This window comes from Spirulina subsalsa PCC 9445 (assembly GCF_000314005.1).
Taxonomy (GTDB): Bacteria; Cyanobacteriota; Cyanobacteriia; order Cyanobacteriales; family Spirulinaceae; genus Spirulina_A; species Spirulina_A subsalsa.
This window is the reverse complement of sequence record NZ_JH980292.1, coordinates 17,083-37,563: the sequence shown is the minus strand read 5'-3', so window position 1 is coordinate 37,563 and position 20,481 is coordinate 17,083. Positions and strand designations below refer to the sequence as shown.

Here is a 20,481-nt window from a genome sequence, read left to right as displayed (position 1 = left end):
ATGACGCGACCTACTCTTTATATTGCAATCACGAATCACGGTTTTGGTCATGCGGTGCGTGCCGCTTCTGTGGCAGGGGCGATTCAACGGCTGAATCGGGATATTTTGCTGATTTTGGTGACGACGGCTCCCCATTGGCTTCTTGCGTCCTATATTCACGGGGATTTTATCCAGCGTGTACGGGGTTTGGATGTGGGGGTGATTCAGTCGGATAGTTTGACCATGGATCGGGAGGCGACGTTAGCGAAACTGCGGGAAATTCAGGACTCCCAACACCGGATTATTGCTGGGGAGGTGGATTTTATCCGTACTAATCGGGTGGGGTTGGTGTTGGCAGATGTTCCCCCTTTGGCGGCTCCTATTGCTAAGATGGCGGGGGTGCCTTGTTGGATGATGAGTAATTTCGGCTGGGATTATATTTATCGGGATTGGGGGGGAGAGTTTAAGCAGATTGCGGATTGGATGCGGGATTGTTACAGTCAATGCGATCGCCTTTTTCGTCTCCCGTTCCATGAATCTATGTCGGCCTTTAGTCACATCACGGATGTCGGCCTCACGGGAGGCAAAACCCGCTACACCCCCGAAACCATTCGCGAGATTTTCCACTTGGTTCAACCTCGCGATCGCACTATTCTACTCTCTTTTGGTGGGCTAGGGCTACAAGCCATTCCCTACCCCAACTTACAAGACTTTCCCGACTGGCAATTTATCACCTTTGATGAAAAGGCCCCGGATTGGGACAATATTGTTAAGGTGACAGATCATCAATACCGTCCGGTGGATTTTATGCCCCTGTGTGGGCGGGTGGTATCCAAACCCGGTTATAGTACCTTTTCTGAGGCCTTATGTGTGGGAACACCGATCGCTACCATTACCCGCACCGGATTTGCGGAGTCTCAGTTATTAATGGAAGGTTTACAAAAATATGCTTTTCATCAAATTATTGATTCTGATGAGTTTTTCCAACGGACTTGGGACTTTCTCCGCCAACCGTTAATTCCCCCGAAAAGTTCAACCCCTTTAGCCACGAATGGCACGGAAACTATTGCTCAGAAGGTGGTGGACTATTTGGGGCCGGCTGAAAAATGAGCAACCTTCAAAGCCAGCAACGTTCCCGAACATCGACCAAAACCTTACTAAAAATTGGTCAAGTTGCCCAAAAAAGTGGTTTATCGGTGAAAACGATTCGCTACTATGAAGACCAAGGCCTTTTAACCCCAGTCGTCCAACGGTCTAAAAATGGCTATCGCTTGTTCTATCCCACCATTTTTAATCGCCTCGCTTTCATTCGACGAGCCAAGTCCTTGGGGTTAAGCTTAGGCTCCATTCGGGAGATTCTGGACGTTCATGATCAAGGAAAATTACCCTGTGGTGTCGTTAAGGATCGTTTGTTGGCTAAACTAGACAGCATTAATCAGCAAATAGCCGCCCTAGAATTGCTGAAAACAGAACTTCAGGGGATTCTCTTAGGTTGGCAAGACCAACCTCCTCACCCTCACCTTGAACAAACGATTTGCCCTAATCTTGAGAACCCATGAGATTTGCCCTTGCGTTGATTCCCCTCACCCTATTTTTTGTCAATCTGGGTGGTCATGTCCCCGAAACTCTCGCACAAACTCGCTCCGTCGTCCGGGAAAATGCTCGCGCTGACCAGTCCTCGGCGGTCATGCTCTGGCAGAATGCGGAAGTGACAAGGGTTTTAAGGGGTCACAATGCCCCGGTTTCTTCCCTGACTTTTAATCTGGATGGTCAGATGTTGATTAGTGGGGGAAGTTTGAATGATTCCCATATTCGGGTGTGGTGGCTCCCGAGGGAACGACAAGTGGATGATGTGCGCGCTCAACGAATGCGGGTTTTAAGTTTGGTTTTTAGTCCTAATGGTCAGTATTTAATCAGTGGGGGGGATGATTCGGGGATTAATTTCTGGCAGTGGGATGAACGACGGGGGGACTATGAGCGGATTGTGTTAGACCATAGGACTAATGTTCTTGCTTTGGCGGTAACTCCCGATAGTCGGGTGTTAGTTAGTGGGGGACTTGATGGAATTCGGGTCTGGGATTTGATGACGAAACGCCCGCTTTATACGTTGGTGCGCTTTCAGGCGGCCTATGCGCTACAAGTCCATCCCAATGGTTATATTTTGGCCAGTGGTGGGGGACAGGGGGAGGTGCGGTTCTGGAATTTACGCACGGGGGAACAGATGGGAAGCTTTCCGGCTCATACGGCACAGGTGACGAGTTTGGGGTTTACATCTGATGGATCTAAGTTGGTGACGGGGGGACAGGATCAGATGGTGCGGGTGTGGGATGTGACGACGGGGAATTTATTGCATAGTTTGCCGGGTCATCAAGGGGGAATTTCTGCGATCGCCATTCACCCCGAAGGCACCCTAGCCGCGAGTTCTAGCCTTGATGGGGTGCGGCTTTGGGATTTGGAGACGGGGGAGTTGGTCAATCATTTGGTGGGACATCGGGACTGGGTGGGAACGATTGCCTTTAGTCGGGATGGCCGTCAGTTAGCTACGGGGGGCTATGATAAGTTAATTAAGGTGTGGACGGTGGCTCTACCCCCTGAACCTCCCCCCACACCCTCCACTCCTCCCCCGGTGAGGACTCCTTTGTTACTGCCCTATGAGGATGAGGCACTACCTACTCAGGACGAACTCCAGAATGTGATCCCCCCGAAACCATGACTCAAGGTCTTGATCAACAACATCCCCAAGAAAATCGCGATCGCGCCATTTTAGAAACTATCGCCCAAGAAGGACGCAGCGACTACAATCTAGTGGAGCTAGCCCGTCTGTGTATTCGTTATGAGAACTTCCCCGGCGCTCGACAAATTCAACGGGATTTACAAGATATTCTCGCCCAATGGAATCTGACAGTCGAGGAATTATTCACCCTCACCCGTGCCATTCACCAACAGGGGCAAATTTACCGCAGAACTAAGAGTGGGGAAGATATACAGGATTGGAGTTAGTGACTTGATGGTTAACCGCTCGTAAAAATCTGGACAAAGTTACCCAAAGGTAGACAATGTTAGACAGCTACGTTGGTAATTTTAGTCCAAAGGTCTAAAACTACAGGAATAAACGGCAATCCCTCTATTCCCTCAAAAGCATCGGGAATTACTTTTCTTGCTATATTCATGCTTCCATTGATATCAGCGTTGATGATTCTACCAGTGGAAGTCAAGTACAAACCACGTTTAACACGCTTACCATTAAACACAACTTTCGCTTCTGTTTTAGCCTGGATATTCGGCAAATAATCGCCATTTAAAGCACTGGCTTTAGATGTGTAGCTTTCTTCAGTTAAAACGACTTCAATCCCCGCTAATTTTGCTTTGTAGGTCAATAAGTTAATCAGTTTGGCATGAGGAATATTGGTAAATTCTTGATTATTCTTTTTCCCAATATTCAGAGATTGTTTCCATCGTTGATTTTTCCCGATGATTAATTGACCAATCTCATTTAATTGGCACCAATCAATAACACGCCGACTCACAGTATGAAGGTAGTTGTCAATCCTTCTATCTCGCTTGCTGTTTAGCTTTTTTACCTGACGATAAGCCTTGATTGATTGGGCTTTTGCTACTCTTTTATTGAAGAATTGGTTAATACTTTTCAAGGGTCTACCATTAATCAACAGCGGTCTAATACCGGGATGATTGGATGTTATAGCCACCAAATTGTTTAAACCCAAGTCTACACCAGCTAGATATTTACCATCCAATTTATCTGGCTCGCTAACCGTGTAAACAATCTCAATTACATAGTGGTCAAGTTTAGGAACTATTCGTACTTGGTTTATATTATTCGCCTCGGTGGTCAACTCAATATTAGTCTGAGATAGCTTGACAATCCCTTGATATAGCAGTGGAGAGGAGAGCGCATCCTTGGGATAAATCACCACATTTCTACCACGTTCTTTATGCTTGTATCCTGGGATTTTCGGCTTACCTAAATATTTTTCAGGATGCCTAGACCAATCTTTTAACGCTCTCCACCACGCTTTCCAAGCTTCTGCCACTCGACGGACAATCTGTTTACTAACCTTCGTTGGTAGGTAGCCATAAGCTTCTAAGTTCTTCGTCTGGTGGTAAATATCAATCGAGTTATAGTACTTTCTAGTTGCAAAGAAGTATTGACGCTGGACATAATTAGCCGAGTTATAAAGATTTTTGGATTGCCATGCTAAATAGTCGCATTCCTGCCAAAATTTATGCTGTCGGTTAATTATATGCTTCTCAACTAACTGCATTTGACTCGACCTCTCAAATGTTTCACTTTGACCCTAATATATGAGTATAATTAAACGGGTCAATCCGGCTGGTTAAAAATTTCTAATCAACCAAAACGTAGATCAGGGCGAGGGCGAGCGCCCCGAACAGCTATCCAGTTATTATTGTGCCACAAGGGCTTCTAGTATGTTTACGAAAATTAGTCCCCCTGCCAAAATGTCCGACTACTTAAGTGATGTCTCCAAATCTGACGGCAAAACAAAAGCTACCCATTTTTGAGGAGCAATGGGTAACTCTGTCCAACAATTACGTTACAGTTTCAAACCCCGCCGATCCCCTAGTTGGGGGGAATAATCGTGGTAACAACGCGAGAAGAGCGATCGCTATTAATCACCACATTCTGCTCATTGAGTTTCCCCAAAGCACTGGATCCCGTCAGATGTAAGGGGGGATCGGCCTCCTGCTTATAGGTGACATTTCCTTGACCTTGTACCTCCTGCGTCACCACATCCCAACGCACCCGATCGGCAAAAAGATCCGATTTTTGTTTCTCACTCCTCGCTCTCACCCCCCCTTCCAAACGAGAATAATTTTCCTCCAAATTGACAAAACCCTGATTCGCCGTAACTGTCACCTGTTCGGCATGATGAATTAAACGCAACGGTTGATCACTCAGCACCGTGCGCAAAATCAAATTCCACACCGCCGAATTACTAGCAATCTGCACCGGAGGATCTACAGAATTTAACTCAATATTCTGCTCCAGTGTCACCAGTTGCTGTTTCAAGTCAAATTTACCCCGCTCGGCCACCACCCGATCGGTCACATTTTTTTTGCTCTCGTCGTAACGATCCACCTCTAAAGGAGTTTCGCTGGTGAGTAGCTGCTTTTCAATATCCCACTTCACCTGCTCAGTGCGTAATTGAAACGGATTATTGGTTCCCGTCGCAATCACCTCCCCCGTCACCTCAATCCGTTGTTCTCGACTAAAATACACCCCTTCCCTGCCCGACATCTCTAGTTCAGGATGACTCCCCGTTAACTCCTCCCGGACGAACAAGCGATCCTCTTGGGGAAACCAGTCTAATTCTTTCGCCCGCATAATTAACCCATTCCGAGGATCTGTCGCTACAATTTTGCCCCGTAAAAAGATTTTCTCCCCATCTTCCTCTAGGCGAATTTCTCCCGCTTCGGCGCTCATTTGAATAATAACCTCGCCATCTTGGAAGAAATTCCCCGTAATATCCTTGAGTTGAGCGTTTTTCTGGTCTTGGGTATAAATTGCCTCTTGAGCGTTAATTTTCCAAATTGCCTCGCCCTCATCGCTCGAATTTTCTAAGGTGACATTACGCAAGACTAGGCGTTCCTCCACCACGGCCGGGGGTGGGGTGTCCGTGGGGGGGGCATCTGCTGAGTTTGAGGCAGGTTGACAAGCGGTGAGGAGGAGTAGCCCCCACAATACCCCTTGACGAGTCCACCAAGAAGGATGCTTATTCATCGTTTAAAATGCGAATTCCAGAAAAGCCTCGGTAGTTGCTCTCATGTTTTGGGTTTTTTTGAATGTCCTCCTTGATTTGGTCTAAATCAATATAACGGTCTGCTACATTGATTAAGCTATCACTGGTCATGGAACGTAAGCTCACCACTTCCACCCGCGCTCCCCGATAACTCACCGCATCGACGGCATAGGCTAAGTCTCCATCCCCACTCACTAATACGGCTGTATCGTAGGAGTGAACCAGTGCCATCATATCGACGGCTATTTCTACATCTAAGTTGGCTTTTTTCGAGCCGTCGGGTAATTGCACTAAGTCCTTGGCAATCACCCGGTAGCCATTGCGCCGCATCCAGAGTAAAAACCCTTGTTGCTTCTCGTTGGTGCGATCTACCCCGGTATAAAAGAAGGCTCGCAACAAACGAGATCCGGCGGTTAAACGGTAAAGCAGTTTGGTATAGTCGATTTCTAGGCCCAATTGTAGGGCAGCATAGAACAAGTTTGAGCCATCAATAAAAATAGCAACTCGCCCTCGGTTTTCTAAGACCTGTTCAGGTGGGAAAACCGGGTCATCTCCAAAGTTATCTCCTAACATCATTTTTGATTCCTTGTGTTTATTAAAAAGTTTTGAAAATAGGTTCGATTGGTTTTTCTTATCAGGAAAAAGGGAGCAGGCGATCGCACTCCTGCGGGACAAATTGGGTCTATCTTATCCCCTACTTGGGTTGGGAAGTCTGCCTATTTTGACGACATTCACTCACTCGGAAGTTCCAATTTAGCAAAAATGGGCTGGGCTTGACTTAACATTTGACCGGGTGGTAGATAACCCCATTGACTATGGTCGGCAAACCGTTCTGAATTGTGATCATGGGTTGTTTTGCTTTGGGTATCTAAATCAAGATCAAAACCGAGTTGTTTGTATACCTTGCTACTTAATTTTGGAATAATGGGAGTGAGCAAGTAAGCAGAAAGTCTAACTGATTCTAGGACAGCATACAAAACTTGTTCAACTTCAGTCTGTTTTTTTTGTTTGTATAAGCTCCAAGGGGCTTGTTCATCAATGAATTTATTCCCAGCACGGATGAGGGATAACACCAGTTCACACACTTGGCTAAAGTTTAAGGCCTCGTAAGCGACTACAACGCGATCGCCTAAATCTTCTCCCACCTGCTTCAAACTCCAATCGGCGGGCAATCCAGCCAGATCCAGATTAGGAACTTGTCCCTGACAATATTTCTTGACCATCCCCAGCGTTCGATTGAGTAAATTCCCCAAATCATTGGCCAGATCCGCATTCAAAATATTGACAAAGCGAGTTTCATTAAAGTCCCCATCCTGCCCTAACTCAATTTCCTTAAGGAAATAATAACGAACAGCATCTGCACCATAACGGTCTATGAGGTCAATGGGATCAAGGGTATTCCCCAAACTTTTTCCCATTTTTCGCCCATCTTTCGTCAAAAACCCATGACCGAATACCTGTTTCGGGGGAGTCACCCCGGCCGCCATCAACATCGCCGGCCAATAGACTGCATGAAACCGCAAAATATCTTTGCCAATCAGATGTAAATTAATCGGCCACCAATTTTTTAAAGCATTCTCTACCGTGGGTTCATCATCCGGATCAAGCAGGGCTGTCATATAGCCCAGTAAGGCATCAAACCATACATAAATCGTATGTTTGGGGTCCGTGGGAACCCGAAACCCCCACTCTACGTTAATCCGGGAAATCGAGAAATCCTGTAAACCCTGTTGCACAAAGCTCAAAACCTCATTCCGACGACTCATCGGTTGAATAAAGTCCGGTTGCTCCTGATACAGCGTTTCTAACTTTTCCTGATACTTCGAGAGGCGGAAAAAATAATTCTCCTCATCCCGCCATTCTGCCTTTTTATTGGGGTGGATGGCACAATACCCCCCCTCTAAGAGTTCCCGTTCTTCCTTAAATTCTTCACAGGAGACACAATACCAGCCCTTTTGTTGAGCTAAATAAATATCGCCATTGTCCCAAACTCGGGTAAAAAATTCCTTAACAATTTTTTCATGTTTGTCGGCTGTTGTCCGACTAAAGCGGTCATGGTGGATATTCAGTTTTTGCCAAAGTTCAGTAAAACTTTGAACAATGTCATCACAATGTTTTTGAGGAGGAACGCCCTTTTCTTCTGCCGTGCGTTGGATCTTTTGACCATGCTCATCCGTTCCGGTAATCATCAGAACCGAATAGCCCCGCAGACGATAAAAACGAGCCACTGCATCGGCCACCATCGTAGTATAAGCACTCCCAATATGGGGAACATCATTCACATAATAAAGGGGTGTTGTTAAGGAAAATGGCGGCAGATTCGGATTTTGAGGACTCATTTCTTTGGTGTTACGGTCTAAGATGCGTTAGCTCAGATCAGGTTTAAAGGTCTAATAAGGGTTAAGGATTTGAGACTTACTCCATTCTAGTGTTTTTGTTGACAAATTTTCGTTTTTTTCCCTAAAGTTTAAAATAGGGAACAGGGAACAGGGGGGCAGGGGAGAGGGAATAGGGAATAGGTAATAGGGAAAATGCGGTTGTGTCCAAAAATTGGATACCCCATCAATAGTGTTTTCCCAGTGAAAGATGGTGCGTCAGGACTTTAGTGATTCGGTTGTTACCCAAGTTATTCCTTGTGACGCACCCTACGACTCGACAAAATGCACACAAGCTTAACTTGTTAAGGTTGCCCGATTCCCGACTCCCAACTCCCCCTATTCCCTACTCCCACCACCAGACCTTCTCAACAAACCCTAACTACTCATGACCCGGATAGCTGTCCCCGAGGCGGGTAGATTGCTGGGAGATAATTGTAGGGTATTGCTTCCCACTTGAGACACGGGGTAGGCACTGGCGACTTGGAGGAACTCACTCAAAGGACTAATGTCACAGGTGCTTTCATCGGCCGCGCTGGTGCGGTAATGGGTGGGAATGACCAGTTTAGGCTGTAAAGTCTGGATAGCGCGTAAGGCTTCTTGAGCATTGTAGGCTTTGGGTCCGCCTCCCACGGGGACGAGGAGCAAATCTGGACGACCCATGAGAATCTGTTGTTCAATCTCAATGGGAGCCGCTGCCCCGCCTAAATGGAGGATTCTAATACCTCCTTGCGTCCAACTCCAGGTGACATTTGTCCCGAAACGTCGGCCACCTTCTCGATCATGGGCGATCGCAATTCCCTGAATATTGCGTCCTCGAAACTGAAACGATCCCGCTTCAAAAAACACTAAAGGATTATTGGGAACAATTTCCGCCGCCCCCTCATCAAACAGTTGGCTACTAATTAACACTAAATCCGCTGGAACAGCCGGGGGAGGATACCCAGCCGTGCAGCCAATCGACCGAAAGGGATTGACTAAAATCCGCAGACCTTCCCCCGTAAACAGAAAACAGGTGTGACCGAACCATCGCACCGTTAGATTATTAGGGGTGGGATTGTTACTTTGGGCTTGTACGCCATGCCGTGAGGACATTCCAATTATACTGGCCGCCGTTAAAACACTGGCCCCAGCATAACGGATCAACTGTCGCCGTTTCATCATTATTTCGCTTGTTTGTTCTGCTAAGTTTATATGCGCCAATGGAAAAAGAGAGGCGAAGAAAAATATGGGCTATACTGTCGCACTCTATTGAGCAATTGTTCCACAAGAACCGGATTTCCTGTTTTTAACCCAAGTCTTTTAAAAAATTACGGAGCAGTTGTTTCCCCTCGGTGGTTAGAATACTTTCAGGATGGAATTGCACCCCCTGAATATGGGGATAATCCCGATGCCGGAGTCCCATAATCGTTCCATCTTCCACCCATGCCGTTACTTCCAAGACCTTGGGAAGGCTGGATTTGTCCACTACTAAACTATGGTAGCGAGTGGCTTCAAAGGGATTTGGTAGCCCTTGGAACACCCCTAGATTATCATGTTGAATTGCCGAAGTTTTACCGTGCATTAAAATCGGAGCTAAAACCACTTGACCGCCAAAGACCTGACCAATACTCTGATGGCCTAAACAAACCCCGAGAATGGGGGTACTGACCCCCAATTCCTCAATAATAGCCTGAGAAATCCCTGCATCTTCTGGACGACCCGGACCCGGGGAAATAACAATGCCATCGGGATCGAGTTGCCGAATCTGGTCTAAATCAATTTGGTCGTTGCGGTAGACTTGAATTTTTTGGGCAACGGGAAATTCTGAGGCTAATTCCCCGAGGTATTGCACCAAATTATAGGTAAAACTATCGTAGTTATCAATAACGAGCAGCAATGAAAGGACTCCTTAGAGCGAACGAATCAGGGTCAGTAAGGGGGGTAACAGAATCCAACTGGCCACAAAAACCGCCGTTAAAGCAGAAATCAAGACTGCACCCGCCGCGCAATCTTTGGCAATTTTCGCCAGTTCATGGTACGACTTCTGTACCGTTAGGTCAACTACAGATTCTAAAGCGGTGTTGAGGAGTTCTAAGACCAAGACTAAGGCACAAGTTAAGCCCACCACAGCCATTTCTACGTTGGTCACACGCAGTCCAATGCCTAAACTAACGGCTAATGCACCAATGACGGTATGAATCCGAAAATTGCGCTGGGTGGTGTAAGCATAACGCACTCCAGCCCAAGCATAGCGGAAACTCAGCCAGAGGTTGGGCGCAACTTGCCAAGCGAGTCCGCGATTAGGTTTTGAGGAGTTCTTCACCAGTAAGGGAGAGTTTGAACCAAAGAGGGAGGGCAGAGAGGGAGAAACGTCACTTGGGGCTGTTAGATGTTGGTCAATTTTCATGGTCACTAAGTCCAGTAGAAAGTCGGGGAAGAAGCTTAAGCAGGATACAAGCGGGAATGGTAACTTGATCGGGGAGTAGGTTGGAGTGGAGAAAGCTAGTTTTCTGTGGTTGAGTTACCATAGTTCTAACACTGCTTTGCTTACTTTATAGATCAGTGATGACAAAACCGACCTTTTCTAAGCATTTTTTTTGTTGAGATAACATTCTCAGTAGACTCTCTTCATCAGGATGATCCCAGCCCAGCAAATGCAGAAACCCATGACTGGCTAACCAGACCAGTTCAGTGGTCAGGGGATGGGATTGTTGTTGGGCTTGGCGTTGGGCGGTTTCTACAGAGATGATCAGATCCCCCAGATACAGGGGTTCTGAGTCTAGGGGGGAGGAGTAGGGGAATTCACTTTCGAGGGCGGCAAAGGCGAGAACGTCTGTCGGTTGGTCTTTTTGGCGATATTGGGCGTTAAAGGTTTGGATAGCGCGATCGCCCGTTAAACGCAAACTTAACTCATACCCCACAGCCTCCGGGAGTTTACCCCCCAAATCTTTTAACCAACGCGCAAACCAACTTTGCCACCGTTGGGACTCAATAGGACTCGGGTTTGAATCGCCAAAAAAATGATCTTCAAGGTACAGTGTCACCACAGGCAAAGATTCCATTTCCGCCATGATTTCCCCCTAGCGCGTGAGATAGGCTAAACCCACCAACAACGCTAAAAGACCAACCGTAGAGAGGAAAAAGTGCTTTAAAGACGTGCCGCGCTTCTTAACCATATTGCGCATGGCCAGTTTAACGTAACTCGCTTGGGGTTCAGCAGTAGCCGGAGAGGAAGGGGATTCAGTCATGGGCTTGAGACCATCAAATCTAGAATTGTTTTAATTAATGTAACAGTTTGTTGCAAAGGTGGAAACCGTACAAGATTGTAAGCTATGGAAGAGGAAGGAAATCCGGTAATTCGGAGGGGAAGGATTGATCATGGTTGGCAAACTGACAACCCACGTCTTAGACATTGCTCATGGTTTACCTGCGGAGGGCATGAAGATTGAAGTATGGCGACTGGAAGAGAAGGGAGCTAAAAAACACCTGAAAACCGTCCTCACCAACACCGATGGACGGACAGACAGCCCCTTGTTAGAGGATGAAGCGTTAAAGCGCGGGGTGTATGAGTTGGTCTTTTTTGTCGGGGATTATTTTAGTGAGTTTAGCGAAAACTCAAACGGGGAATAGGGAACGGGGAATAGGGAATAGGGAATCGGGAGTCGGGAGTCGGGAGTCGGGAGTCGGGAGTCGGGAATCGGTGTAGGGGCGCAATGCTTGCCATTGGTGTTAACTTAACGGAGGAGAATCCCAAATTCCCCGAGAATGGGGACAGAAAATGTTAAGTTTTTAGCTAATCGTCGGGAAGCCCCGCACTGTACGTTCGCGTTCACTTCGTGACGCTTCGCGTAGCAAATGTCAGTGTCGGGATGAAAGACGGTTAATTGAGGGGTTCGATGCCCCGAAAATTAACAAACAATCATTTACTAGCGAGTGACGATTTATCCCTACATAGGGTCTGCTGAATAACACGCCTATGCTAGGCTCAACAAGGGAACAGGGAACTCTTAACAGGGAACAAATCATCTAAAACTGGCACGATTGCCTATTCCCGACTCCCGATTCCCCAACTCTCGGACTTATTCAGCAAGCCCTACATATTGTAGAATAGGTTCAGGTCAATAAGCTACTATTCGTGTTAAACCTCAACTATGTGGGTTTGTAACGGATAGGGAAGTTGCTGCGGCGATGATAGTCGAGCAGCGTGGACTTGCAGCCCTCGGACTGGGGGTCAAGCTGCCTGTAGAGGAAGAGGTGATCGGGGATGTCCCTAAAAAGACGTCTAGAGCCTCCCGTAGAAGCAGGAAAGCCTCATAGTGATATGGGGAAGCCCGCACCGTACCCGTAGGGTCGGTGTCGGGAGGATGTCACTAAAGATTACTCAAAAACCGCATATCCCATATAGGTACGGAGAACCACCACACCATGAGCAACAAACCCATTGTTATCGCCCCTTCCATTTTGTCCGCCGATTTTAGCCGTCTTGGAGAAGACATCAAAGCTGTTGACCAAGCTGGAGCAGACTGGATTCATGTTGATGTCATGGATGGTCGCTTCGTCCCCAACATCACCATTGGGCCTCTGATCGTTAAGGCCATTCGTCCCATTACCGACAAGCCCCTTGATGTCCATTTAATGATTGTGGAACCGGAGAAGTATGTTGAAGACTTTGCCAAGGCCGGGGCGGATATTATCTCGGTTCACGCTGAACACAACGCTTCTCCTCACCTCCACCGCACCCTCGGCCAAATCCGTGAACTGGGCAAACAGGCGGGGGTCGTTCTCAATCCCTCTACTCCTTTGGAGTTGATTGAGTACGTTTTAGAGGTGTGTGACCTCATTTTGATTATGAGTGTTAACCCCGGTTTTGGCGGTCAAAGCTTTATTCCCAATGTTGTCCCCAAAATTCAAAAACTGCGTCAAATGTGTGACGAACGGGGGTTAGATCCTTGGATTGAAGTGGATGGGGGTCTAAAACCTAGCAATAGTTGGCAGGTGATTGAGGCGGGAGCTAATGCGATTGTAGCGGGTTCTGCGGTCTTCGGTGCGCCTGACTATGCCGCAGCAATTGAGGGGATTCGCAATAGCAAGCGTCCGGCCAATGCGCCTGAGTTAGTGACGGCGTAGGTTTTCGGGTTGAGATCAAATCGGGTTATAGGGGTAATTCTTAAACCCGATTTGATCGGCTCGGGATTGTCTCACTCTTCTGGGGTGGAAGGTTCGGAACTTTCTACCTCGGGGCTGAGGATTTCCTCTGGGGTGGGTTGTTCGGTTGCTTCTAGCTCTTCACTGGGGGCGATTTCTTCGAGGGGTTCCTCTGGGGTGGGTTGTTCGGTTGCTTCTAGCTCTTCACTGGGGGCGATTTCTTCGAGGGTTTCTTCTGGGGTGGGTTGTTCGGTTGCTTCTAGCTCTTCACTGGGGGCGATTTCTTCGAGGGTTTCTTCTGGGGTGGGTTGTTCGGTTGCTTCTAGCTCTTCACTGGGGGCGATTTCTTCGCTGAGGGCTTCAACGGGACTGGTAACTTCTGCTGGGGCTGGATTGTCTAGGATTTGTTCAATGCCTAACTCGGATGGGATGGGTGTAGGGGCTTGGGGTGCGATCGCCTCTACAGACCCCCCACAGGCCGTTGTTCCCCAAACTAATAAGACGGTGCAAAGAATTGTTAAAAAAGCTTGTATTTTACGCATAATTGCTAACGGTTGACCTCGTGGGTAGTAGCTTGTCTTGCTCTCATTTTAAGCTCAAACCCGAAGCGTGGCTACAGGAGATCCCCCGCCGTGCCAAGTTTTCCCCGATACCCGATAATGGATTGAGAACACCCTACCTCAACCCCAAATGTTTAACTTTGGCACCCCTCAAACCCCTCCAGAAGAACAGGCATGGCGACAACAGTTAGACTATTTCGCTGAAACCCACCAAAGAGAACTAGCTGCACTCGCTTGGGGGCTGTGGCAAGAACATCAAGATCCCGAAACGATTTTTGGCATTGACTTACGCCCTCGCCCCCACTTTGTTTCCTTTACGAAAAGCGCCCTCGTCACCCTCAACGAAAAAGTGGGCAACCATTTACAAGAAATTCTGGGATTAATCGACGGGTATAAACCCGATGCTGAGGTGCTGATGCTCGGGATTGGTCGCGGGCAAATCAAACTGATTTACTTTGCCCCTGACCCTGCTCCTCCTCTGTGTTTCGAGCAAGTAAACCAAGAGCCGGAGTCTTTGTTACCCTTACTAGAAGAGCGGTTAGCTGAACTCTTCCCCATTGAATGTGATTAACGTCACCGTCTGTCTTGAATCCATTCGCTAAAATCCCCCCTGTCCTTTGTTAATCTAGAAATGTCAAGCCTTCCAGAGTCGCTAATGTTGGTTGAGGATGGTTAAACGGCTGAAAATTCTTCCCGATGCGCTTTATTCCTGTTGAGTTGCTAGAAAAGAGGGAAATAGAATCAGTGATTGTTTGCGCGATTCTCGCAAGGCGGGACGCTTCGCGGGAATCGCAAGACGAGACGCTTCGCGATCGCGCTCAGGCAAGCTAAAAACACCCGCTTGCTTTTCCATCAGGGGATGAGTGAGCAACGCCTATCTTGTTTTGTAAATGCCGATGTCTAAACCAAACCAACAGTTTAAGATTACATTTTGGGGCGTGCGGGGAAGCATTCCCTGTCCCGGTGCGGAAACAGTACGCTATGGGGGAAATACCCCTTGTATCGCCATGGAAGTGGGGGACAAAAACCTGATTTTTGACGGGGGAACAGGGTTAAGAGTGTTGGGACAGTCCCTGCTATCTCAGATGCCCATTGAAGCTTATATGTTCTTCACCCATACGCACTGGGATCATATTCAAGGGTTTCCCTTTTTTACCCCGGCCTTTATTCCGGGGAATCAATTCCATATTTACGGCACTGTTGCTCCCAATGGGGCGACGATTCGGCAACGGCACAATGACCAAATGCTGCACCCTAATTTTCCTGTTCCCTTGCAAATTATGCAGGCGAATTTACAGTTTTATGATTTGGAAGTGGGGGAAGTGTTGCAGCTAGATGATGTGACCATTGAGAATGCTAAACTGAACCACCCCGGCGAAGCGGTGGGGTATCGGGTCAGTTGGCAAGGGTTTAGCGCGGCCTATGTGACGGATACAGAGCATTTTCCCGATCATTTAGATGAAAATGTCTTACACCTCGCCCACAACGCGGATTTGTTGATTTACGATGCCACCTATACGGATGAGGAATATCACTCCAAAACTAGCAGTAAGGTGAGTTGGGGTCATTCGACTTGGCAAGAAGCGGTTAAGGTGGCTAAAGCGGCTAAGGTCAAGCAATTGGCGATTTTCCATCATGATCCCCTACACAATGATGACTTTTTGGATCAAGTCCATGAGCAGGTGAGCGCGGCCTATCCGGGGGCTTTTGTGGCGAAGGAAAAACAGTCCATTGATTTAATGGCCGTCGGTCATCACAAAATTGAACCCCCGAGTGGGTCGAATTGTGTCAAAATGTAAAGCGTGTGGATTACATCATCTCCGACTACTGTTTTAACCCCAACTGCGATCGCGCTCGGCAACTTTGACGGCATTCACCGAGGGCATCAGAAGGTTGTGCGCCCAATTTTAGACCCGGTTTTTGACTCAGATCGGGTGATTGTTCGTTCCCACCTGCTCACGGGACAAGAACGATCCAGCGCCCATATTTACCCCACGGTGGTCACATTTAAACCCCACCCCCAAGAATTTTTTAGTGGCCAAAAACGCCAACTGTTAACTCCCTTACCGGAAAAAGCCCAAATTTTGGAACGGTTAGGGGTTGAGCAACTGGTCTTATTGCCCTTTGATCAGAACTTAGCCGCCCTGAGTCCCCAAGAGTTTGTAGAGCATTTGTTGATTGATCAACTGCAAGCCACCCGGATTTCTGTGGGGGCTGATTTCCGCTTTGGTCATAAGCGGGCGGGAACGGTGGAGGATTTAAAGGCGATCGCGCAAAAATTCGGTTGTGAAGTCCGAATCACCCCCCTCCATCGTCTGGAAACCGAACGCATTAGTAGTTCCCAAATTCGTCAAGCTTTAATTAACGGCGACATCTCCCGCGCCAATACCCTCCTAGGGCGTTCCTACAGCATCACCGGAACCGTCGTCACCGGGCAACAACTGGGGCGTACTATTGGCTTCCCCACCGCCAACTTAGAAGTGAGCGACGACAAACTCCTCCCCCGTCATGGAGTCTATAGCGTCCGTGTGTGGACCAACAACGACACCCTACCCGCCACCTCCCCCCAAATTGGCGTAATGAACCTAGGCTGTCGTCCCACCGTTGATAATACCCCCCAAACCACCCTAGAAATTCATCTCCTAGACTGGTCTGGGGATCTCTACGGTCAAACCCTGACCATCACCCTAGAACAATTTCTGCGACCGGAACAGAAATTCGCCTCCCTCGATGAATTAAAACAACAAATTGCCCAAGATTGTTTAACCACAAGACAACTGGTGAACTACCCCACCCTGCCTAGGCGCGAGGATGGAGCTTCCTGATTCAATGGGAAGTGCTTTCCATACCGAAGTATAGCGAGTCTTATCTTCCCTCCCCAGGCAGAAGTCCTAGTTCCTAAGACCCAAATTTTCTCTTGCAACACAGCCCTTTTTAGCTTGGTTTTCGCTTTGGGAGTTAGTGGTCAAGTCCATCCGGTCCCTGCAAGCGAGGAAGGGGAATTCCGCAACATTTTTGTTAAATCCCCAATCCCTGCACGAAATGTAAGGAAACCGCTAAGATTGGGCTGTAGCTACAGGAAAATTAGCATCTACCCCTTGATTTGTATGTCTACCTCCCTCGTGAACCCCCTGTCATTAGACTTTATGAGCGATCGCATCTCCAAACTCACCGACAACCTCGCACGGACCATTGTAGGCAAAGACAGCGCCATACGCCTTGTTCTCGTCGCCCTCATTAGTGGCGGACACGCCCTCCTCGAAGATGTCCCCGGAGTCGGAAAAACCCTCCTCGCCAAATCCCTCGCCCGTTCCGTGAACGGCAAATTCCAGCGCATTCAATGCACCCCCGATCTCCTGCCCACCGACATCACCGGAACCAACATCTGGAATCCCAGCAGTCGAGAATTTGAATTTCTCCCCGGCCCCGCCTTTGCCAACGTCCTCCTCGCCGACGAAATCAACCGCGCCACCCCCCGCACCCAGTCCGCCCTACTCGAAGTCATGGAAGAACACCAAGTCACCGTAGACGGACAAGCGCGCAAAGTTCCCCAGCCCTTCTTCGTCATTGCCACCCAGAATCCCATTGAATACCAAGGCACCTTCCCCCTCCCCGAAGCCCAAATGGATCGCTTTACCCTCTCCCTCACCTTGGGCTATCCTTCCGAAAGCGAGGAATTACTGATGTTACAGCGTCAGCAAGAGAACATCAGCGTAGACTCCCTTGAACCCTGTATTTCCCTTGAAGAAGTCTTAAGCCTACAAAAACAAGCCCAACAAGTGCGCGTCGCCCCAGAACTCCAACAATATATTCTCAACCTCGTTCGCGCCTCCAGGAGTGATGAAGAAATTGTGCTTGGTGTGAGTCCTCGTGGCAGTGTTGCCCTACAAAAAGCCACCCAAGCTTATGCGTTACTCAATCAACGAGACTACGCCACCCCCGACGATGTGAAATTCTTGGCACCTCATGTCCTTGCCCATCGTCTGATTCCCGCAGGTGGCAAACAAGGCCGTACTATCGTAGAACGATTATTACGCACCATCCCCGTGGAATAACTGAACCTTTACCAGACATGAATCAAGTTAAATCGGATCACAAGACCCCCCCCAAAAAACAACGGAAATCCCCTTGGATTCTCTTTTTGTTAGTGATCGGTTGGAGTTTACTATTAGGAACAGGTATGGCTCAAGCCATGAGTCCTAAAGACTCCCCCGCCTCCTTCTCCAAGTCTGTTGATCCGATTCCCTCTGAACTGCGACTAGCGGCGGAAGTCTATTTAGACAATTGCAGTAGTTGTCATTTAGCCCTGCCCCCGGAAGTTTTCCCCACAGAAACTTGGCGAGATTTATTACAAAACCCCAATCAACATTATGGGGTGCGCCTGCCCAATATCTTCCGGCCAGAGATTTATTTAATGTGGCAATATCTCAGCGCTTTTTCCCGCCCCCATCAGGCTGGGGAAACAGTTCCCTTTCGGGTCACGGAGTCTCGTTTTTTTGCCGCCCTACACCCAAAAGTAGAGTTTCCTCAACCCCCCACCTCCCGAACTTGTGTGAGTTGCCATTATCGCGCCAATGAGTACGATTTTCGGGCTTTAAATCCTGAATGGGAAAACGCCCCTTAGTCCATTCTTGGTCATTAATCCTCAATGCTCAATGGGGCAGGGGGGGATTCAGAATCAATAGACATCCCCTAAAATTTCTTTTGGGGGATGTCTACATTAGTGGGTGCTGATGACTAATTCTCGTCGTAGGCTGCGTCAGACCTAATAACTTCGGCAACACAACCACATTTTCCCTATAACCTATCACCTAATTGTAGGTATACTGCCCTTAACATCAGTAACTCTGACCCAATCGCCCCGAAACTCATGAGCAAGAAATCAATTCACCTTTCCTATTCGTTGCAGTCTGGGTTAAATCACAGTTGGTGGCAAAGTTCCGGTTTATTTGCTTTGGCGGGTTTAGGAACTGTGATCACTTGGGCAATCGTGAGTGGAGGAGGGGAAAGTCAATCCCTTCCGCCGCAGTCTCTCCCCTCTGCGGAATGGCAAGTTACGGCAGCCATTCCCGAAGGATTGCCGGAAACTCAAAGGAGCATTATCCCGGATTTGCCCGAGGTGGAAAAAGCAATCCAAAAGGCTGAGACTCAAAAAGCCTTGTTAAGTGCGAGACTCCCCCTTCCTGCTCCCATCCTAGATGGTCGTAGTCTGTTAAGAGAGCGTTTACAATCCCTTCCGCCTCCAGCTTCTCCCATCCGTTTTGCTCGTCCTGAACCTCTGCCGTTGCGTCCGGTGGCGACAAAACCCCAAAATTTAGCTATCCCAGCCTATCAGCAAACACCTATTCAGCGCAGGGTGGAAACTTCTTCTCCCGTGCTGGTTCAGCATAGCATCCCGTCTGGGGTGGTAGAGAACCGGGGTCATTTAGCCAAATCTCCCCCTCGTCATCGCCCTAATCCTCCCTCCTTTGCCATAACACGACAACCGATTAAGCTTTCTCGCCAACAACCCCAAACGGTTGCAGTCCTTCCTCAAAATCTCCCCTTTCACGCTTTAGAGGGTCAGATTACAGTGCAAAATTCTCCTGAATTAGGGGCGGGGGTTGTGGTGAAGAATTCGGGGCAAGATTCAAGCCATTTTGTAGTAGTAGAGTCCCTAAAAATGGCGCATCGACTGAATCAAAACGTAGATGAGAAAAATTTACGCTTAATCTCTAAAAATGGGGTGGATTTTGCTAATTTTTCCGATAATCCACTGGTTCTTGTTCAACAGTTTGGGATGAATTTAGAACAGATACAGGAAGCCGTTGATCCGTACCAAGCTCAACGCCAGTGGTTACTCTATCTCAGGGAGGATGGCATAGAGGATGATCTTGTGATTTAGAACGGGCAGGATTGAGAACTGTTGAGAAAATTCACAATTGAGGGGCGTTAATCGGCAATTGTGTAAAGTAAGATTAAACGAACGGGTTATTTTTCTCATTTTTTCTCTATTTTTATGAAACTTTGTTTAGCGGCTGCGGAAACAGTTGCCATGGCAGTCGAAGCGGAAACCATTCCGATTAACCATTATTTGCGCCAACCCCAACGCTTGGTTCATGCTATTGCCGATTCTTCCCTGATGGAGTGTTTAGGAGGCGATCGCTATCGTTTGAAAATGCACCCTCTCAACCTACTGGATATCTACCATTTCCAGCCTACGGTTGTCCTGCGGGTTTGGTCTGATGGTAAGGGAAATGTCTACCTCAACTCGGAATCCTGCGAAATTCGCGGGATTGATTATATTAATGACCGTTTTAGTCTCAGAGTCCGTGGCATCCTCTCCCCAATCATTCGGGATGGGATGACCTATCTAGAAGGTCAGGCTAATGTAGAGGTGAGTGTAGAACTCCCGCCGTTGTTGTTATTCACGCCTTTATCTCTGTTGGAAACCACGGGGAAAGGGTTAATGCGCGGGGTTCTCTCCCGCATTAAACAGCGTCTACTCTCCCATCTCATCGCCGATTATCACCACTGGGCTAGAGGGGAAGAAATCCCCTCGGATGCCGCTTTGGGCGTGAATTATGGTCTACTGATTGATCCCTAGACTTCACTTCAAGGGAACAGGGAACAGGGGGGAGGGGGAGAGGGGGAGCAGGGGAGAGGTAATAGGTAATAGGT

General features: G+C 48.1%; 24 protein-coding genes and 1 pseudogene. 14 read left to right on the top strand and 11 right to left on the bottom strand.

The features are described 5' to 3' along the window. From SPI9445_RS0100655 to SPI9445_RS0100640, 4 genes are read left to right on the top strand one after another with little or no spacing between them, the layout of a single operon-like run. Nucleotides 1–1,089 carry a hypothetical protein gene (locus tag SPI9445_RS0100655; RefSeq protein WP_017302779.1) on the top strand — a complete coding sequence of 363 codons (1,089 nt, stop codon included), beginning with the start codon at nt 1–3 and terminating at the stop codon, nt 1,087–1,089. Then, nucleotides 1,086–1,538, top strand: a complete 453-nt coding sequence (locus SPI9445_RS0100650) for a heavy metal-responsive transcriptional regulator (RefSeq protein ID WP_017302778.1) — start codon at nt 1,086–1,088, stop codon at nt 1,536–1,538. Before SPI9445_RS0100655 ends, SPI9445_RS0100650 begins: the two co-directional genes overlap by 4 nt. Then, the gene (locus SPI9445_RS23755) at nt 1,535–2,692 is read left to right on the top strand and encodes a WD40 repeat domain-containing protein (protein WP_017302777.1); all 1,158 of its coding nucleotides are present in this window, start codon (nt 1,535–1,537) and stop codon (nt 2,690–2,692) included. The genes SPI9445_RS0100650 and SPI9445_RS23755 overlap by 4 nt, the downstream gene beginning before the upstream one ends. After that, nucleotides 2,689–2,979: a DUF3288 family protein gene (locus SPI9445_RS0100640; RefSeq protein WP_017302776.1), complete on the top strand. Its 291-nt coding sequence runs from the start codon at nt 2,689–2,691 to the stop codon at nt 2,977–2,979. The genes SPI9445_RS23755 and SPI9445_RS0100640 overlap by 4 nt, the downstream gene beginning before the upstream one ends. Before the next feature lie 59 nt (nt 2,980–3,038). Here the strand turns inward: SPI9445_RS0100640 and SPI9445_RS0100635 are convergent, their stop codons facing one another. The 9 genes from SPI9445_RS0100635 to SPI9445_RS27995 form a co-directional block, all read right to left on the bottom strand. Next, entirely contained in the window at nt 3,039–4,262 is a 1,224-nt protein-coding gene (locus SPI9445_RS0100635; protein ID WP_017302775.1) for an RNA-guided endonuclease InsQ/TnpB family protein, read from the bottom strand. Between the two features lie 317 nt (nt 4,263–4,579). Further along, nucleotides 4,580–5,740 (bottom strand): LPS export ABC transporter periplasmic protein LptC, encoded by a 1,161-nt coding sequence (gene lptC, locus SPI9445_RS0100630; protein WP_017302774.1) that lies wholly within the window; start codon nt 5,738–5,740, stop codon nt 4,580–4,582. After that, nucleotides 5,733–6,332, bottom strand: coding sequence for a LabA-like NYN domain-containing protein (locus SPI9445_RS0100625; protein WP_017302773.1), 600 nt, complete (start codon nt 6,330–6,332; stop codon nt 5,733–5,735). The genes lptC and SPI9445_RS0100625 overlap by 8 nt, the downstream gene beginning before the upstream one ends. A 158-nt stretch (nt 6,333–6,490) precedes the next feature. After that, nucleotides 6,491–8,098: a methionine--tRNA ligase gene (gene metG, locus SPI9445_RS0100620; RefSeq protein ID WP_017302772.1), complete on the bottom strand. Its 1,608-nt coding sequence runs from the start codon at nt 8,096–8,098 to the stop codon at nt 6,491–6,493. Between the two features lie 414 nt (nt 8,099–8,512). Beyond that, a complete protein-coding gene (locus SPI9445_RS0100615; protein WP_026079431.1) occupies nt 8,513–9,295 on the bottom strand; it encodes an MBL fold metallo-hydrolase in 783 nt (260 codons plus the stop codon). Between the two features lie 127 nt (nt 9,296–9,422). Next, nucleotides 9,423–10,013 (bottom strand): anthranilate synthase component II, encoded by a 591-nt coding sequence (locus SPI9445_RS0100610; RefSeq protein ID WP_017302770.1) that lies wholly within the window; start codon nt 10,011–10,013, stop codon nt 9,423–9,425. 12 nt (nt 10,014–10,025) lie between these two features. Then, on the bottom strand, nt 10,026–10,523 hold the full coding sequence (locus SPI9445_RS0100605; protein ID WP_017302769.1) for a diacylglycerol kinase family protein: 498 nt from the start codon (nt 10,521–10,523) through the stop codon (nt 10,026–10,028). A 145-nt stretch (nt 10,524–10,668) separates the two neighbouring features. Continuing rightward, the gene (ybeY, locus tag SPI9445_RS0100600; protein WP_017302768.1) at nt 10,669–11,187 is read right to left on the bottom strand and encodes an rRNA maturation RNase YbeY; all 519 of its coding nucleotides are present in this window, start codon (nt 11,185–11,187) and stop codon (nt 10,669–10,671) included. Between the two features lie 9 nt (nt 11,188–11,196). Further along, nucleotides 11,197–11,364, bottom strand: coding sequence for a DUF3285 domain-containing protein (locus tag SPI9445_RS27995; RefSeq protein WP_017302767.1), 168 nt, complete (start codon nt 11,362–11,364; stop codon nt 11,197–11,199). A gap of 130 nt (nt 11,365–11,494) precedes the next feature. On the opposite strand from SPI9445_RS27995, the gene SPI9445_RS23750 reads away from it, so the two are divergent. From SPI9445_RS23750 to rpe, 3 genes and pseudogenes are all read left to right on the top strand, one after another. Next, a complete protein-coding gene (locus SPI9445_RS23750; RefSeq protein WP_017302766.1) occupies nt 11,495–11,746 on the top strand; it encodes a hydroxyisourate hydrolase in 252 nt (83 codons plus the stop codon). Nucleotides 11,747–12,268: 522 nt separating this feature from the next. Beyond that, a pseudogene (locus SPI9445_RS31810) lies at nt 12,269–12,433 on the top strand (transposase); the annotation flags it as partial. 108 nt (nt 12,434–12,541) lie between these two features. Continuing rightward, the gene (gene rpe / locus SPI9445_RS0100580) at nt 12,542–13,243 is read left to right on the top strand and encodes a ribulose-phosphate 3-epimerase (protein WP_017302765.1); all 702 of its coding nucleotides are present in this window, start codon (nt 12,542–12,544) and stop codon (nt 13,241–13,243) included. Nucleotides 13,244–13,314: 71 nt separating this feature from the next. On the opposite strand, the gene SPI9445_RS0100575 is transcribed toward rpe, so the two are convergent. Beyond that, nucleotides 13,315–13,803: a hypothetical protein gene (locus SPI9445_RS0100575; RefSeq protein WP_017302764.1), complete on the bottom strand. Its 489-nt coding sequence runs from the start codon at nt 13,801–13,803 to the stop codon at nt 13,315–13,317. 148 nt (nt 13,804–13,951) lie between these two features. Between SPI9445_RS0100575 and ccmS the strand changes: the two genes are divergently transcribed. Beyond that, nucleotides 13,952–14,392: a beta-carboxysome assembly chaperone CcmS gene (gene ccmS / locus SPI9445_RS0100570; RefSeq protein ID WP_017302763.1), complete on the top strand. Its 441-nt coding sequence runs from the start codon at nt 13,952–13,954 to the stop codon at nt 14,390–14,392. A 132-nt stretch (nt 14,393–14,524) separates the two neighbouring features. Here ccmS and SPI9445_RS30215 read toward each other — a convergent pair whose 3' ends face one another. Further along, the gene (locus SPI9445_RS30215) at nt 14,525–14,674 is read right to left on the bottom strand and encodes a hypothetical protein (RefSeq protein WP_017302762.1); all 150 of its coding nucleotides are present in this window, start codon (nt 14,672–14,674) and stop codon (nt 14,525–14,527) included. 43 nt (nt 14,675–14,717) lie between these two features. Here SPI9445_RS30215 and SPI9445_RS0100560 point away from each other — a divergent pair, with 43 nt between their 5' ends. The 6 genes from SPI9445_RS0100560 (at nt 14,718) to SPI9445_RS0100535 (ending at nt 20,407) form a co-directional block, all read left to right on the top strand. Beyond that, nucleotides 14,718–15,620 carry an MBL fold metallo-hydrolase gene (locus tag SPI9445_RS0100560; protein ID WP_017302761.1) on the top strand — a complete coding sequence of 301 codons (903 nt, stop codon included), beginning with the start codon at nt 14,718–14,720 and terminating at the stop codon, nt 15,618–15,620. Nucleotides 15,621–15,623: 3 nt separating this feature from the next. Next, the gene (locus tag SPI9445_RS23745) at nt 15,624–16,646 is read left to right on the top strand and encodes a bifunctional riboflavin kinase/FAD synthetase (RefSeq protein WP_052646613.1); all 1,023 of its coding nucleotides are present in this window, start codon (nt 15,624–15,626) and stop codon (nt 16,644–16,646) included. A 321-nt stretch (nt 16,647–16,967) separates the two neighbouring features. Next, nucleotides 16,968–17,876, top strand: a complete 909-nt coding sequence (locus tag SPI9445_RS0100550) for an AAA family ATPase (RefSeq protein WP_026079430.1) — start codon at nt 16,968–16,970, stop codon at nt 17,874–17,876. A gap of 17 nt (nt 17,877–17,893) precedes the next feature. Next, on the top strand, nt 17,894–18,445 hold the full coding sequence (locus tag SPI9445_RS0100545; protein ID WP_017302758.1) for a hypothetical protein: 552 nt from the start codon (nt 17,894–17,896) through the stop codon (nt 18,443–18,445). A gap of 246 nt (nt 18,446–18,691) precedes the next feature. Next, the gene (locus SPI9445_RS0100540) at nt 18,692–19,705 is read left to right on the top strand and encodes a hypothetical protein (protein ID WP_026079429.1); all 1,014 of its coding nucleotides are present in this window, start codon (nt 18,692–18,694) and stop codon (nt 19,703–19,705) included. 114 nt (nt 19,706–19,819) lie between these two features. Then, a complete protein-coding gene (locus tag SPI9445_RS0100535) occupies nt 19,820–20,407 on the top strand; it encodes a DUF1997 domain-containing protein (RefSeq protein ID WP_017302756.1) in 588 nt (195 codons plus the stop codon). Nucleotides 20,408–20,481: the final 74 nt, after the last annotated feature.